This is a genomic window from Amycolatopsis sp. CA-128772 (assembly GCF_002904295.1).
Classification (GTDB): domain Bacteria; phylum Actinomycetota; class Actinomycetes; order Mycobacteriales; family Pseudonocardiaceae; genus Amycolatopsis.
On the sequence record NZ_PPHG01000040.1, the window covers coordinates 75,404 to 89,324 of the forward strand.

A 13,921-nucleotide genomic window follows, 5' to 3' on the forward strand; every position below is an offset into this window, starting at 1 on the left:
GAATCCGGCCGCCCCTCGTCAGGTAGGGGCGGCCGGGGCCCTGCTACCGGGCGTCCGTGAGGTACCGCGCGTAGGCACCCGTGGTGAGGAAGCTCGGCAGCTTCTCGCCCAGCGCGGTTTCGGTGAAGATTTCGTACGCGTCGTCGAGGCGGTTCCCGGAACCGAGTTCCGCACGCACCGACACGAGTTCCTCGTCCAGGAACTCGACCGCCAGTTCGCGGGTCAGCGCCGTGCCGTCCTCGAGTTTCGTTCCGTTGCGGATCCACTGCCAGACCTGGCAGCGCGCGATCTCCGCGGTGGCCGCGTCCTCCATCAGGTTGTGGATCGCCGCCGCGCCGGTGCCGCGCAGCCACGCGTCGACGTACCGCAGCGCGACGTTGATGTTCGCGCGCACGCCCGCTTCGGTGACCTCGCCACCGGCACTGGCCACGTCCAGGAGGTCCTCCGCGGTGACGTCGACGTCTTCGCGCAGCTTGCCGAGCTGGTTCGGCCAGCCGCCGAGCACGCCGTCGAAGACCTCGCGGCAGACCGGGACCAGGCCGGGGTGCGCGACCCACGAGCCGTCGAAACCGTCGCCGGCCTCGCGTTCCTTGTCCGCACGGACCTTTTCGACGGCGGTCGCGTTGACCGAAGGGTCCTTGCTCGGGATGAACGCCGCCATGCCGCCGATGGCGTGCGCGCCGCGCCGGTGGCAGGTGCGCACCAGCAGCTCGGTGTAGGCCCGCATGAACGGCACGGTCATCGTCACCTGGGCGCGGTCCGGCAGCACGAAATCGGCGCCGTGCGCGGCGAAGTTCTTGATGAGGCTGAAGATGTAGTCCCAGCGGCCGGCGTTCAGGCCGGCCGCGTGCTCGCGCAGCTCGTAGAGGATTTCGTCCATCTCGAACGCGGCGGTGATCGTCTCGATCAGCACGGTGGCGCGGATGGTGCCGCGCGGGATGCCCAGCTCGCGCTGCGCCAGCAGGAAGACGTCGTTCCACAGGCGCGCTTCGAGGTGGTTTTCCAGCTTCGGCAGGTAGAAGTACGGGCCGGCGCCGCGGGCCAGCAGCTGGCGCGCGTTGTGGAAGAAGTACAGGCCGAAGTCGACCAGGCTCGCCGACACCGGACGGCCGTCGATGCGGATGTGCTTCTCCACCAGGTGCCAGCCGCGGGGCCGCGCGACGATCGTCGCGGGGTCGTCGCCGATCGTGTAGCGCTTGCCGGCCTCGGTGGTGAAGTCGATGTTGCGGCGGATCGCGTCGTAGAGGTTGAGCTGGCCGTCGATGACGTTGTGCCACGTCGGCGACGTCGCGTCCTCGAAGTCCGCCAGCCAGACCTTGGCGCCGGAGTTCAGCGCGTTGACCGTCATCTTGCGGTCGGTCGGGCCGGTGATCTCGACGCGGCGGTCCTCCAGGCCCGGCGCGGTCGGGGCGACGTGCCACGACTCGTCGTCGCGGACCTGGCGGGTCCCGGGCAGGAAGCCCAGCGGCTTCTCGCCCGACTGCAGTTCCTCGCGCCGCACGCGGCGGGCGTCGAGCAGCTCGCGCCGGCGGCCGGCGAACGTGTTGTCCAGCTTGGCCAGGAAGTCGAGTGCCGCCGGGGTCAGGATCTCCGCGAACCGGCCCTCGACCGGCCCGGTGACCTCGATGCGGTAGTTCAGCCGATCAACCATGGGGTGCCTCCACGAGCTGGGAAGAAGGGGAAGGACGCGGCCCGGCGGACGGAGGGGGTTGCCGCCGCCGGGCCGCGGCCGGGATCAGTGGAACTGGGCTTCTTCGGTGGAGCCCTTGAGCGCGGTGGTCGAGCTCTCCGGGTTCAGCGCCGTGGCGACGTTGTCGAAGTAGCCGGTGCCGACCTCGCGCTGGTGCTTGGTGGCGGTGTAGCCGCGGCTCTCCGAAGCGAACTCGCGCTCCTGCAGGTCGACGTAGGCGGTCATGCCTTCGCGGGCGTAGCCGTGCGCCAGGTCGAACATCGAGTAGTTCAGGGCGTGGAAACCGGCCAGGGTGATGAACTGGAACTTGTAACCCATGTGGCCGAGCTCGCGCTGAAACTTCGCGATCGTGGCGTCGTCCAGGTGCTTCTTCCAGTTGAACGACGGCGAGCAGTTGTAGGCCAGCATCTGGTCTGGGAACTTCGCCTTGATCGCCTCGGCGTACTTGCGCGCCACTTCCAGGTCCGGCTCGGAGGTCTCCATCCAGAGCAGGTCGGCGTACTGGCTGTAGGCCAGGCCGCGCTCGATGCAGGGCTCGATGCCGTTGCGGACCTCGTAGAAGCCCTCGGCGGTGCGGCCGCCGGTGAGGAACTGCTGGTCGCGCTCGTCGACGTCACTGGTCAGCAACGTCGCGGCCTGGGCGTCGGTGCGGGCGACGACCAGTGTCGGCACGTTCAGCACGTCGGACGCGAGACGGGCGGCGTTCAGCGTGCGCTCGTGCTGCTTGGTCGGGATCAGCACCTTGCCACCGAGGTGACCGCACTTCTTCTCGGACGCGAGCTGGTCTTCCCAGTGCACGCCCGCGGCGCCGGCCGCGATCATGCCCTTCATCAGCTCGAACGCGTTGAGCGGGCCACCGAAGCCGGCCTCGGCGTCGGCGACGATCGGGGCGAACCAGTCGATGTCCGTATTGCCCTCGGCCCAGTTGATCTGGTCCGCGCGGCCCAGCGCGTTGTTGATGCGGCGGACCACGGCCGGCACCGAGTTGGCCGGGTAGAGGCTCTGGTCCGGGTAGGTCTGGCCGGACAGGTTGGCGTCGGCCGCGACCTGCCAGCCGGACAGGTAGATGGCCTGCAGGCCCGCGCGGACCTGCTGGACGGCCTGGTTGCCGGTGAGCGCGCCCAGCGCGTGGATGTAGTCCTCGGTGTGCAGCAGGTCCCACAGCTTCTCCGCGCCGCGGCGGGCCAGGGTGTGCTCCTCGACGACACTGCCGCGCAACTTGATCACGTCTTCGGCCGAGTAGGAGCGCTGCACGCCCGCCCAGCGGGGGTCGTTCGCCCACTGCGCCGCCAGCTCCGCGGCCGCCTGCTTGGCCTGTTCCGTCATCGGTACTCCCGGTGTTGCGAAGTTTGCGATTGCTCGCCTTGCTTGGCCTGACCCTGACACGCCAGCGAAAACGCGGTCCAGTTATCCAATTTGCCAATTTGTGCGAAGGGTACGTACGCTCCTTGCAAAGGTTGCGAATCGCCCGGTTCGCAAGTGATCGAAAATCCGCGTTCTTGACCGTTCACGTAACCGTTCAGGACCGGAAACCTTCCGGGAAAGAGGGCGATGATGGAGAAGACTTTCGCCGGCGCGCGGTTGCGCCACCTCCGCGAAAGCCGGGCGATGAGCCAGGCCGACCTCGCCCGTGTGCTGGAGATCTCACCCAGCTACCTCAACCAGATCGAGCACAACTCGCGGCCGCTGACCGTGCCGGTGCTGCTGCGGATCACGCAGGCGTTCGGCGTCGACACCGAGTTCTTCGCCAACAACGACACGTCCCGCCTCGTCGCCGACGTCAAGGAAGCCCTGCTCGACGAGGCACTGGGCATCGACGTCACCACGAGCGAGCTCAACGAGCTGGCCACGAACCTGCCGGCGATCGCCCAGGCGTTGGTCAAGCTGCACCGCAGCTACCGCAACGCCGTGGAGAACACCGCCGCGCTGACCATGGAAAACGGCCTGGGCCTGCACGGCAGCGCCGCCGCGTCGCTGCCGCACGAGGAGGTCCGCGACTTCTTCTACGAGCGCGAGAACTACGTCGCCGAGCTGGACGAACGCGCCGAGAAGATGGCCGCGGACGTCCCGCTGCAGCGCGGGCAGGTGCTCGGCGCGCTGAAGGAACGCCTGTCCCAGCGCTACGGCGTCGAGGTGACCAGCGAAGGCATCGACGAAGCCGCCGGCCAGCAGCACCGCTACGAGCCGGTGACGCGGGTGCTGCGGCTGGCGCCGAGCCTGCGGGTCGGGCAGCAGGCGTTCCGGATGGCCTCGCAGATCGCGCTGCTCGAATACGACGACCTGATCACCGAGCTGGCCGACTCGTGGGCGTTCTCCGGCCCGGCCGCCCGTTCCCTGGCCCGGGTCGGCCTGGCGAACTACTTCGCCGGGGCGCTGATCCTCCCCTATGGACCGTTCCTGGCCGCCGCCGAGCGGTTCCGCTACGACATCGAGCGGTTGTGCGACCACTACGGCGTCGGTTTCGAGACGGTCTGCCACCGGCTGTCCACGCTGCAGCGGCCCAAGCAGCGCGGGGTGCCGTTCTCGTTCGTGCGGGTCGACCGGGCCGGGAACATGTCCAAGCGGCAGTCCGCGGCCGGGTTCCACTTCTCCCGCGTCGGCGGCGCGTGTCCGCTGTGGAACATCTACGAGGCGTTCACCCAGCCGGGCAAGATCCTCACCCAGATCGCCACCCTGCCCGACGGCAAGAGCTACTTCTGGATCGCGCGCACGGTGTCGCGCAACATCGGCGGCTACGGCAGCCCGGGCAAGACGTTCACCGTCGGCCTCGGCTGCGAACTGCGCCACGCCGGGCGGCTGATCTATTCGACCGGCCTCGACCTGGACGAGCCGGCCGCCGCGACGCCGATCGGGATGGGCTGCAAAGTCTGCGAACGCCCGGCGTGCTCGCAGCGCGCCTTCCCGACGATCGGCAAACAGCTGACCGTGGACGAGAACACGAGCACCTTCGTCCCGTACCCGGCGGTGCCGAAGGGATCCGAGGGGTAACGGCGTGCCGGGCACCGGCGACGTCCCCGGCAGGGGGTCGCCATGGCCGAACGGGTCCGGACGGGCTGCAGCAACTGCAAGCGGTGCACCAACTCGGCGATCGCCGAGCTCGGCCGCCGGCAGGGGAAGTTCTGGGCGAACGTCGCGACGGCGGGCGGCGTCGCGGTCGTGCAGGCGTTCACGCCCGGTTGCCGGGCGTGCGGGCACAAGCTGAGCCTCCACGACCGCGGTGGCGAGAGCCGCGGCAACGCCTACCCCGCGCCGGTGAGCGTCCGGACGTCCGCGCCCCAGGCACCCCCGCCCGGCTGGTACGCCCACGAGAGCACACCCGGCGTCCTGCGGTGGTGGGACGGGACCCGCTGGACCGGGCACACGCAGGCGCCGCCGCGCTGATCGGCCGGCCACGGCACCCGGAGGCCCGGGAGGCCGGCCGGGACGCCCGAGTCGTAGATTCATCGGGGTGCACGACATCGACACGGTGACCGCGGCGACCATCGAACAGGCCGCCGAGCGGCTGGCCGGGGTGGTGACCCGGACGCCGCTGGAGCCGAGCGCGCGGCTGTCCGCCCGGGTCGACGCGCAGGTCTGGGTGAAGCGCGAAGACCTGCAGACGGTCCGGTCGTACAAGATCCGCGGCGCCTACAACTTCATCGTCCAGCTCGACGAGGCGACCCGCGCCCTCGGCGTCGTCTGCGCCAGCGCGGGCAACCACGCCCAGGGTGTCGCGTACGCGTGCCGCCGGCTCGGCGCCAACGGCCGCGTGTACGTCCCGGGCACCACGCCGCGGCAGAAGCGCGAACGCATCGCGACACTCGGCGGTGCGCACATCGAGGTCGTCGTGGTCGGCGAAACCTACGAAGACGCCTTCGCCGCGGCCAACGAGGACGCCCAGCGCACCGGCGCGACACTGGTCCCGGCGTTCGACGACGTCCGCACCGTCGCCGGCCAGGGCACGGTCGCGCGGGAAGTGATCGAGCAACTGGGGTTCGTGCCCGACGTCGTGGTCGTGCCGGTCGGCGGCGGCGGGCTCCTCGCCGGGGTCGGCAGCTGGCTGCGCGAGCGCCACCCGGACGTCCGGATCGTCGGCGTCGAACCCGCGGGCGCGGCCTGCATGGCCGCGGCCCTCACGGCCGGTCACCCGGTGCGGCTGCCGGAGCTCGACTCGTTCGTCGACGGCGCCGCCGTCCGCGAAGCCGGCGCGGTCACCTACCCGCTGATCCGCGAGAGCGGCGCCGAGCTGACCGCGGTCGCCGAGGGCGCGGTGTGCACCGAGATGCTGGCGATGTACCAGTCCGACGGCATCATCGCCGAGCCCGCGGGTGCGCTCGCCGCGGCGGCGCTCGGCTCGGTGGTCCGGGTGACGCCCGGGCAGACGGTCGTGGTCCTGGTCTCCGGCGGCAACAACGACGTCAGCCGGTACAGCGAGATCCTCGAACGCTCACTGATGCACGAGGAACTGAAGCACTACTTCCTCGTCGGGTTCCCGCAGGAGCCGGGCGCGCTGCGGCGGTTCCTCGAGCAGGTCCTCGGCCCCGAGGACGACATCACCCGCTTCGAGTACGTCAAGCGCACCAACCGCGAGCTGGGCCCGGCGCTGGTCGGCATCGAGATAGCCCGCTCGGCCGACCTCCCGGGCCTGCTGGCGCGGATGGACGCGAGCCCGTTGCAGGTGGAACGGATCGAGCCGGGCAGCCCCCTGTTCCACTTCCTGCTCTGAGGCCGTGGTCCACTAGGCGGATGGTGAAGGTCGACGGTGTCCGCAGTGTCGAGGCGTTGCGCGAAAAGGTCCACGAGGGTGCGGAGCCCGAGTACCTGCTGTTCTACGGGCACACGCCCTCGAAGTCCGGGCGGGTGACGGCGAGCTGCCTGAGCCAGTGGTGGCTCGACCCGTTCGAGGCCGGCGGCGTGCGGTATCCGACGGCCGAGCACTACATGATGGCCGGCAAGGCGGCGCTCTTCGGCGACCACGAGAAGGCCGAGCTGATCCGGACCACGCCCGACCCGAAGGCGGCGAAGGTGCTCGGCCGCGAGGTCGCCGGGTTCGACGCGGACACCTGGGAACGGCACCGGTTCGACATCGTGGTCGACGGCAACCTGGCCAAGTTCGGCGCCCACCGCGACCTGCGCCGGTTCCTGCTCGGGACCGGCGACAAGGTGCTCGTCGAGGCGTCCAAGAAGGACCTCGTCTGGGGCAGCGGCCTCGCCCGCGAGGAGAAGAACGCGACCAAGCCGGACTACTGGCGCGGGCTGAACCTGCTCGGCTTCGCGCTGATGGAGGTCCGCGACCAGCTGCGGGCCCGCGTCTGACGCAGGTCAGCCGCCCGGGCATTCGTTGCCGCCGCCGCTGTGCTCGACGCAGTGGCGTGGTCCCGGTGGCGGCGGCGGGCGGTGGCGGACGTCGCCGGCCCAGTTCAGGGCCGCGACGACCGCGGCGAGGGCGAGGCAGCTCCCGAAGAACCACGTCCACCCGCGCCGCCGCGTGGTCGCCGCGGCGACCACGCCCACCAGCGGCAGCCCGGCGCCGAGCCAGGCCGCCCAGGTCAGGTAGCCGTCGCCCGCGTGCGAGCTGGTGCCGAACACCGGCGTGTTCGCGAGCGCGCCCTGCAGCACCAGGAACGGGACGGCGACCAGCCACCCCACCGCGGCCAGCGCGAGCAGGGCGGACACAGCGGCTCCCCGAGCTTCCCCCATGCGTCCACCATGCCCGGGCGACCGGCCGCGCGGCCTGAGTAGTTCTACTGCTCGCCGAGGGTTTTCTGCAGGGCCTTGTTCGCCTTGCGGGCCATGTCCGCGACGGCCTCGCGGCGCGCGGCGTCGGCGGCGTAGTCCTCTTCGCGGTTGCGGACCACCCGGGCCGGCGCGCCGACCGCGATCGAGTAGTCCGGGATGTCACCACGGACGACCGCGTGCGCGCCCAGCACGCTGCCGCGGCCGATGCGGGTGCCCTTCAGGACGCTGACCTTGGTGCCGAGCCAGGTGTCCGGGCCGATCCGGACCGGGGACTTGACGATGCCCTGGTCCTTGATCGGCACGTGGATGTCCGAAATGACGTGATCGAAGTCACAGATGTAGACCCAGTCGGCGACCAGGGTGGCCGCGCCGAGCTCGATGTCGAGGTAGCAGTTGATCACGTTCTGGCGGCCGAACACGGACTTGTCGCCGATCCGCAGCGAGCCCTCGTGGCAGCGGATGGCGTTGCCGTCGCCGATGTGCACCCAGCGGCCGATCTCCAGCCGCCCGTAGCCGGGCCGGCAGTGGATCTCGACGTCCTTCCCGAGGAACAGCATCCCCCGCAGGATGATGTGCGGGTTGGCGAGCCGGAACTTGAGCAGCCGGTAGTACCGGACCAGGTACCAGGGCGTGTACGCGCGGTTGCGCAGCACCCAGCGCAGCGAGTCGGCGGTCAGGAACTTGGCCTGCCGCGGGTCCTGCCGGGCGCGGCGCCAGGCCCGCACCCGCGACAGCGCGGGCGCACCCCACATCGACGTCATGCGAGTGACCGTAACCTGTGTGCGGGACGGGTTCGCAGGCAAGGGGAGCTGGATGGGCACGAAGCTGATCATCGACACCGACCCGGGCGTCGACGACGCGCTGGCGATCGCGCTGGCGGCGCTGTCCCCGGACGTCGACTTGCTCGGGGTGACGTCGGTTTTCGGCAACGTTCCCCTCGACCGCACGACGTCGAACGCCCGCCGGCTGCTGGAGCTCTTCGGCCGCACCGACGTGCCGGTGGCCGCCGGAGCCGCCCGGCCGCTGGTGTACTCGAAGCCGCGTGACGCGAAAGAGGTCCACGGCGGCGACGGCCTGTCGGGCCACTCCTACACGCTCCCCGAGGCGAGCCGCCCGCTGGAGGAGCGGGACGCCGTCCGGCTGATGCTCGACCTGCTCGAAGCGGCCGACGAACCGGTGACGATCGCCCCGATCGGGCCGCTGACGAACATCGCCGCGCTGCTCGCGGCGCACCCGGGCGCGGCGGCGAAGATCGCGCGGCTGGTGATCATGGGCGGCGGCGTGACGTTCGGCAACAGTACGACGGCCGCCGAATTCAACATCTGGAGCGACCCCGAGGCGGCCCGGCGGGTGCTGGTCGAGGAGGACGTCCCGGTCGTGCTGGTGCCGCTGGACCTGACGCACCGCTGCGCCGTCGACGCCGAGTGGCTGGCGAAGCTCGCGGCGTCGGGGCCGGTCGGCGCCATCCTCGAAGGGCTCACGTCGACCTACCGGCAGCACTACACGCGCGTGTTCGGCGAGGACCGGATGGTCATGCACGACGCCGTCGCGGTCGCCGAGGCGATCTCGCCGGGCATCCTCCGCACCGAGACCTACCGCGTCGACGTCGACTGCGGCCTCGGCCCGGCGCGCGGCCAGACGCTGGTCGACCGGCGGCGGCTCGGCGAGGACGATCCGCAGTTCTCCCCCGGCCGCCCGATCGAGGTCGCGCTGGACACCGACCTCGACGGCCTGCGCGGCTTCGTCCTCGACCGGCTGACCGGGGCCGCGCGGTGAGCGACGAGCCCGAGGTCACGCCCGAGCCCCGCCGCCGCAAGCCCGTGGTCGTGGTCGCCGCGGTGGTCGTCGTCGCGGCCGCGCTGGTGGGCGGCATCCTGCTCGCGCCGAAGCAGCAGGAGACGACGAACGCCGCCGCGACGGTCACGCCTTCGACGTCGGCCAAGCCGCCGGTGACCACGCCGCCGCAGACGTCGGCGCCGCCGAAGGTGCCCGAGGCGAGCGAGTTCGACGCCTGGGCGTCCAAGACCAGCCAGTGGCTCGACATCCCGCTGCGCGCGATGGTCGGCTACGCGAAGGCGACGACGAAACTCGGCAAGGACGTCCCGGGGTGCCACCTGTCGTGGGTGACGCTGGCCGCGGTCGGCAAGGTGACCACGGACCACGGCCGGGCGCGGGGCGGCCAGTTCGGCACCACCGGCGTGCTGGACAAGCCGCTCGCCACCATCGAGGTGCGCGACTTCTACAACAAGGTCGTCTCGACGGCGAACGCCGCCGGCCCGATGCAGCTGTCCCCGGCGATCTGGGGTCAGTTCCAGGCCAGTTACGCGGGCGGGAAGCCCGACGTGCAGAACATCGACGACGCGGCGCTGACCACGGGCCGCGCGTTGTGCGCCGACGGCCACGACCTGGGCAAGGGCCAGGTGTGGTGGAACTCGGTGGGCACGTTGCAGCCGGCGCCCCTGTTCCTGCACCGGACGCTGGCCACGGTCAACGTCTACGGCACGGTCGGCCAGGGCTCGGCGCCGCCGAACCCGGCGGTGCTGAGCGCGGTCAACTTCGCGATCGACAAGATCGGCCTCCCGTACATCTGGGGCGGCAACGGAACGGGCGGAAGCGACCCGGGCTTCGACTGCTCGGGCCTGACGACCGCGGCGTACGGCAGTGCGGGGATCAAGCTGATGCGCACGGCGGACACGCAGTTCCGCAGTGTCCCCCATGTGACGGACCCGCAACTGGGCGACTTGATTTTCTACGGCGAGCCGGCGACGAAGATCCACCACGTCGGCCTGTACATCGGCAACCAGCAGATGATCGACGCACCTCAGACGGGCCAGGCGGTCCAGGTGCACTCGTACCGCCGCGACGGCGACGACTACGCGGGTGCGGGTCGCCCGACGGCCTGAAACCGGTGGACGCCGACACTTGCGGACCAGTAGCGTTTCAGTTGCCGGTGGCCCTGATCGAGGAGGTGAGACCCATGACCGCTGTACCGCTGTGGGTGCTCCCCCTCCCGTCACGGCCGGGCGACTGACGTAGGTGTCGCCGGAGCGCCTGAACTCGAGGCACTCCCGAAAGGCTCCACCATGGACACTCCGCCCTTCACCTTCGACGTCGTCATCGCCGGTTGCGGGCCGACCGGCGCCGTACTGGCCGCCGAGTTGCGGCTGCACGATGTCTCCGTTCTCGTGCTGGAGCAGGACACCGAACCCGCGTCCTTCGTGCGCATCGTCGGGCTGCACATGCGCAGTCTCGAACTGATGGCCATGCGCGGGCTGCTGGACCGGCTGCTCGAACACGGACGGCAGCGGCCGGCCGCCGGGTTCTTCGCCGGGATTCCCAAGCCCGTGCCGCAGGGGCTCGACTCCGCGTACGCCTACTTGCTGGGCGTTCCGCAGCCGGTGATCGTCCGCCTGCTCGAGGAGCACGCGAGCCGGCTGGGTGCGCAGGTCCGGCGCGGCTGCGCGGTCGCCGGGTTCGCTCAGGACGCCGAGGGCGTGACCGTCGAACTGACCAGTGGCGAACAGTTGCGTGCCCGCTACCTCGTCGGTTGTGACGGTTCGCGCAGCGCAGTGCGCAAGCTGCTCGGCGTCGGCTTCCCCGGCGAGCCCTCGCGGACCGAGACACTGATGGGCGAGATGGCAGTCGGCGTGCCGCCGTCGGAAATCGCCGCCAAGATGGCCGGCGTCGCGGTCCACCGGCGGTTCTGGCTCCGGCCGTTCGGCGAAGGCGTTTACAGCGTCGTCGTTCCCGCCGCGGGAGTCAGCTCGGAGCAGCCGACGCTCGACGACTTCAAGCACCAGTTGCGCGCGTTCGCCGGCACTGACTTCGGCGTGCACTCGCCACGCTGGTTGTCGCGCTTCGGCGACGCCACCCGGCTGGCCGAACGGTATCGCGTCGGCCGCGTGCTGCTGGCCGGCGACGCCGCGCACATCCACCCGCCCACCGGCGGGCAGGGCCTCAACCTCGGCGTGCAGGACGCCTTCAACCTCGGCTGGAAACTGGCCGCCCGAGTTGCCGGCTGGGCGCCCGAAACCCTGCTGGACACCTACGAGACCGAACGTCGTCCGGTCGCCGCGGAAGTGCTCGACAACACGCGCGCCCAGATGGCGCTGTCGTCCGACGAACCGGGCGCGCAGGCCGTGCGCCGGCTGCTCACCGAGCTGATGGACATCAACGAAGTGAACCGCCACTTGATCGAAAAGATCGCCGCGATCGGCATCCGCTACGACTTCGGCGACGGCCCCGACCTGCTCGGCCGCCGCCTGCGCGACGTCGACGTGCACGGCGGCCGCCTCTACGAGCGGCTGCACCGCGGCCGCGGCCTGCTGCTGGACCGCACCGGACGCCTGTCCGCCGGCGGCTGGGCGGACCGGGTCGACCACCTCGCGGATCCCACCGCGGTCCTGGACGTCCCGGGGGTCCTGCTGCGCCCCGACGGCCACGTCGCCTGGATCGGCGACGAGCAGCGGGAACTGGACGACCACCTCACCCGCTGGTTCGGCTCACCTGGCCGGTGACGCCTGGTGGACAGCGTCGAGGCGGGCCAGCTCGTCCGGTGTGAGCCGGAGGGTGCCCGCCGCGACGTTGTCCGGGTACGGCGCCAGGGCGGTCGATCAGCTCGTCGGCCGACCGCAGCCGCGAGAAGGAGAACGCCGCGGTGTCGATGTGGCCGACGGCGCGAGGCCGGGGGTGCGTCGCGGGGATAATCCCGTGATGGACTCGGGAACTTCCACGCAACTGATCACCGTGGGCGCCACGCTCGGCGGGGTCGTGCTCACGTTGCTGACGACCACGTTCGTGGAAGGCCGCAAGTTGAAGGCCACCCAGCGCGCCGAGGCGCAGAAGCGCGCGGCGGACCACGCGAACTGGCTGCGCGACGAGCGGGTCAAGGCGTACGCGGGTCTGTCGACGGCGAGTGAAGAGGCGTTCCAGCTGGTGCGGTCGGAGTTCATCAGGCTGCCAAAGGACCGGCCGGAGATCGAGGCGCGCTGGCGCGAGCGGCGCTCGGAACTGCGCAAGGCGCACAACCAGGTGGCACTGTTCGGCGCCGAAGAGCCGCGGCAGCGCGGAAAGGAACTGTGGAAGGCGGCCCGCAACGGGGTGAACGCCGTCTTCGCCGAGCTGGACGCCGGGGAACAGAAGGTGCGCCGGGAGAGCCTCGACCAGGTGCTGACCGGGATCAGCGACGCCGGGGACCGGTTCCTGGAAGCGTGCCGCGCCGACGTTCAGGGCACGCGCTGATCAGGCCCGCGCCGAGTTGATCGGGATCGGCCTTTCCGTCACCGCCGCCTCCCCGCGGTTTCCGGCACCCGCAGGGCCGGCGCGAGGAAGACGATCCCCACCGTGACCACCACCGCCGACGACAGGGCCCAGTGCAGCCCGACGCGGGTCGCGAGCGCGCCCACCAGCACCGGTTCCACCAGGAACCCGAGGTACCCGCAGGCCGCGACGGCGGCGACTGCGCGGCCCGGGGCGTCCGGCTGCTTCCGGCTTGCCACGCTCCACGCGATCGGCACGATCCCGGCCACGCCGAGCCCCACGACCGCGAACCCGAGCACTCCCGCCGCCGGCCACGGCGCCAAGAGGACCACCGCGAACCCCAGCACCGCGACCGTGGCCGCCACGCGGACGAACCGGACCGCGCCCGTCCGCGCCACGATGCGGTCGGCGACCAGGCGGACCGCGACCATCGTCCCGGAGAACGCGAAGTAGCCCAGCGAGGCCAGTGCGGGCGTCGCTCCCGTCACGTCGGCGAGGTACACCGCGCTCCAGCTGTTGACCGCGCCTTCGGCGACGAACCCGCCGAACGCGATCACGCCCAGCGGCACCAGGGCCTGGCTCGGCCAGGCGAACGCCGCGCCGCCCTGGCCGCGGTCGGCGCCGATGAGGAACCGCGTTCGCGCCGCCCACAACGCCACTGCGAGCAGCAGCGCCCCGGCCGCCGGAAGTGAACGGACACTGGAACGTGAGTGGCCTCCATCAGCGCGTCGACCCCCGAACCCGCGAGGCCGCCGATGTTCCAGAAGGCGTGAAACCCGGCGAATATCGGGCGCCCGTAGCCCTCCTCGACGCGGGCCGCGTGCGCGTTCATCGCCACGTCGAGCACGCTGTTGCCGACCCCGAGCACGACGAGCGCGGCGAAGAACACCAGCGCCGACCACGCGAACGCCACCAGCGGCAGTCCCGCGCACAGCACTACGGCGCCGAGCACGACGGCCGCCCGGCTCCCGATCCGGGTCAGCAGGGCGCCCGCGCCCAGCAGCGCCAGCACCGATCCGGCGGCGAGGCCGAACAGGCCGGTCGCCAGCTCGCCCGTGCTGAGCCCGAGCCGCTCCTGCACGGCCGGCACGCGCGCGAGCCAGGTCGCGAATGCGGCGCCGCACACCGCGAAGACGACGGAAACGCCCAGCCGGGCGCGTTTCAACTCCCCCCTCACGCCGCCACTCTACGGATCATGGGCGCGGGTGCGGCGGCTGTCCAGGTCCGGGGAGGTCGTCTTCAGGGCAGCCGATA

At 71.2% G+C, this 13,921-nt stretch carries 14 protein-coding genes; 8 read left to right on the forward strand and 6 right to left on the reverse strand.

What is annotated here, in order from left to right:
• Positions 1-43: 43 nt before the first annotated feature.
• Together aceB and aceA are read right to left on the reverse strand one after the other, a co-directional pair.
• Entirely contained in the window at positions 44-1,651 is a 1,608-nt protein-coding gene (aceB, locus tag C2L59_RS16455) for a malate synthase A (protein ID WP_103350382.1), read from the reverse strand.
• Positions 1,652-1,735: 84 nt separating this feature from the next.
• On the reverse strand, positions 1,736-3,016 hold the full coding sequence (gene aceA, locus C2L59_RS16460; RefSeq protein WP_103350383.1) for an isocitrate lyase: 1,281 nt from the start codon (positions 3,014-3,016) through the stop codon (positions 1,736-1,738).
• 228 nt (positions 3,017-3,244) lie between these two features.
• On the opposite strand from aceA, the gene C2L59_RS16465 reads away from it, so the two are divergent.
• The 4 genes from C2L59_RS16465 (at position 3,245) to C2L59_RS16480 (ending at position 6,985) form a co-directional block, all read left to right on the forward strand.
• Positions 3,245-4,678, forward strand: coding sequence for a short-chain fatty acyl-CoA regulator family protein (locus tag C2L59_RS16465; RefSeq protein ID WP_103350421.1), 1,434 nt, complete (start codon positions 3,245-3,247; stop codon positions 4,676-4,678).
• Between the two features lie 42 nt (positions 4,679-4,720).
• Entirely contained in the window at positions 4,721-5,071 is a 351-nt protein-coding gene (locus C2L59_RS16470; protein ID WP_103350384.1) for a DUF2510 domain-containing protein, read from the forward strand.
• 67 nt (positions 5,072-5,138) lie between these two features.
• Positions 5,139-6,395, forward strand: coding sequence for a threonine ammonia-lyase IlvA (gene ilvA / locus C2L59_RS16475; protein ID WP_103350385.1), 1,257 nt, complete (start codon positions 5,139-5,141; stop codon positions 6,393-6,395).
• A gap of 20 nt (positions 6,396-6,415) precedes the next feature.
• Positions 6,416-6,985, forward strand: coding sequence for an NADAR family protein (locus C2L59_RS16480; protein WP_103350386.1), 570 nt, complete (start codon positions 6,416-6,418; stop codon positions 6,983-6,985).
• A 6-nt stretch (positions 6,986-6,991) separates the two neighbouring features.
• On the opposite strand, the gene C2L59_RS16485 is transcribed toward C2L59_RS16480, so the two are convergent.
• Both C2L59_RS16485 and C2L59_RS16490 read right to left on the reverse strand, forming a co-directional pair.
• A complete protein-coding gene (locus tag C2L59_RS16485) occupies positions 6,992-7,345 on the reverse strand; it encodes a hypothetical protein (RefSeq protein ID WP_233223520.1) in 354 nt (117 codons plus the stop codon).
• 68 nt (positions 7,346-7,413) lie between these two features.
• Positions 7,414-8,169, reverse strand: coding sequence for an acyltransferase (locus C2L59_RS16490; RefSeq protein WP_086843454.1), 756 nt, complete (start codon positions 8,167-8,169; stop codon positions 7,414-7,416).
• Positions 8,170-8,221: 52 nt separating this feature from the next.
• Between C2L59_RS16490 and C2L59_RS16495 the strand changes: the two genes are divergently transcribed.
• The 4 genes from C2L59_RS16495 (at position 8,222) to C2L59_RS16510 (ending at position 12,649) form a co-directional block, all read left to right on the forward strand.
• Complete coding sequence (locus tag C2L59_RS16495; RefSeq protein WP_103350388.1) at positions 8,222-9,184, forward strand: nucleoside hydrolase; 963 nt, start codon at positions 8,222-8,224, stop codon at positions 9,182-9,184.
• Between the two features lie 44 nt (positions 9,185-9,228).
• Positions 9,229-10,311, forward strand: coding sequence for a bifunctional lysozyme/C40 family peptidase (locus tag C2L59_RS16500; RefSeq protein WP_103350422.1), 1,083 nt, complete (start codon positions 9,229-9,231; stop codon positions 10,309-10,311).
• Positions 10,312-10,491: 180 nt separating this feature from the next.
• Positions 10,492-11,925: an FAD-dependent monooxygenase gene (locus tag C2L59_RS16505; protein WP_103350389.1), complete on the forward strand. Its 1,434-nt coding sequence runs from the start codon at positions 10,492-10,494 to the stop codon at positions 11,923-11,925.
• Positions 11,926-12,121: 196 nt separating this feature from the next.
• Positions 12,122-12,649, forward strand: coding sequence for a hypothetical protein (locus tag C2L59_RS16510; RefSeq protein WP_103350390.1), 528 nt, complete (start codon positions 12,122-12,124; stop codon positions 12,647-12,649).
• 38 nt (positions 12,650-12,687) lie between these two features.
• Here the strand turns inward: C2L59_RS16510 and C2L59_RS48970 are convergent, their stop codons facing one another.
• Positions 12,688-13,326 (reverse strand): MFS transporter, encoded by a 639-nt coding sequence (locus C2L59_RS48970; RefSeq protein ID WP_233223521.1) that lies wholly within the window; start codon positions 13,324-13,326, stop codon positions 12,688-12,690.
• Positions 13,221-13,844, reverse strand: coding sequence for a hypothetical protein (locus C2L59_RS48975; protein WP_233223522.1), 624 nt, complete (start codon positions 13,842-13,844; stop codon positions 13,221-13,223). The genes C2L59_RS48970 and C2L59_RS48975 overlap by 106 nt, the downstream gene beginning before the upstream one ends.
• Positions 13,845-13,921: the final 77 nt, after the last annotated feature.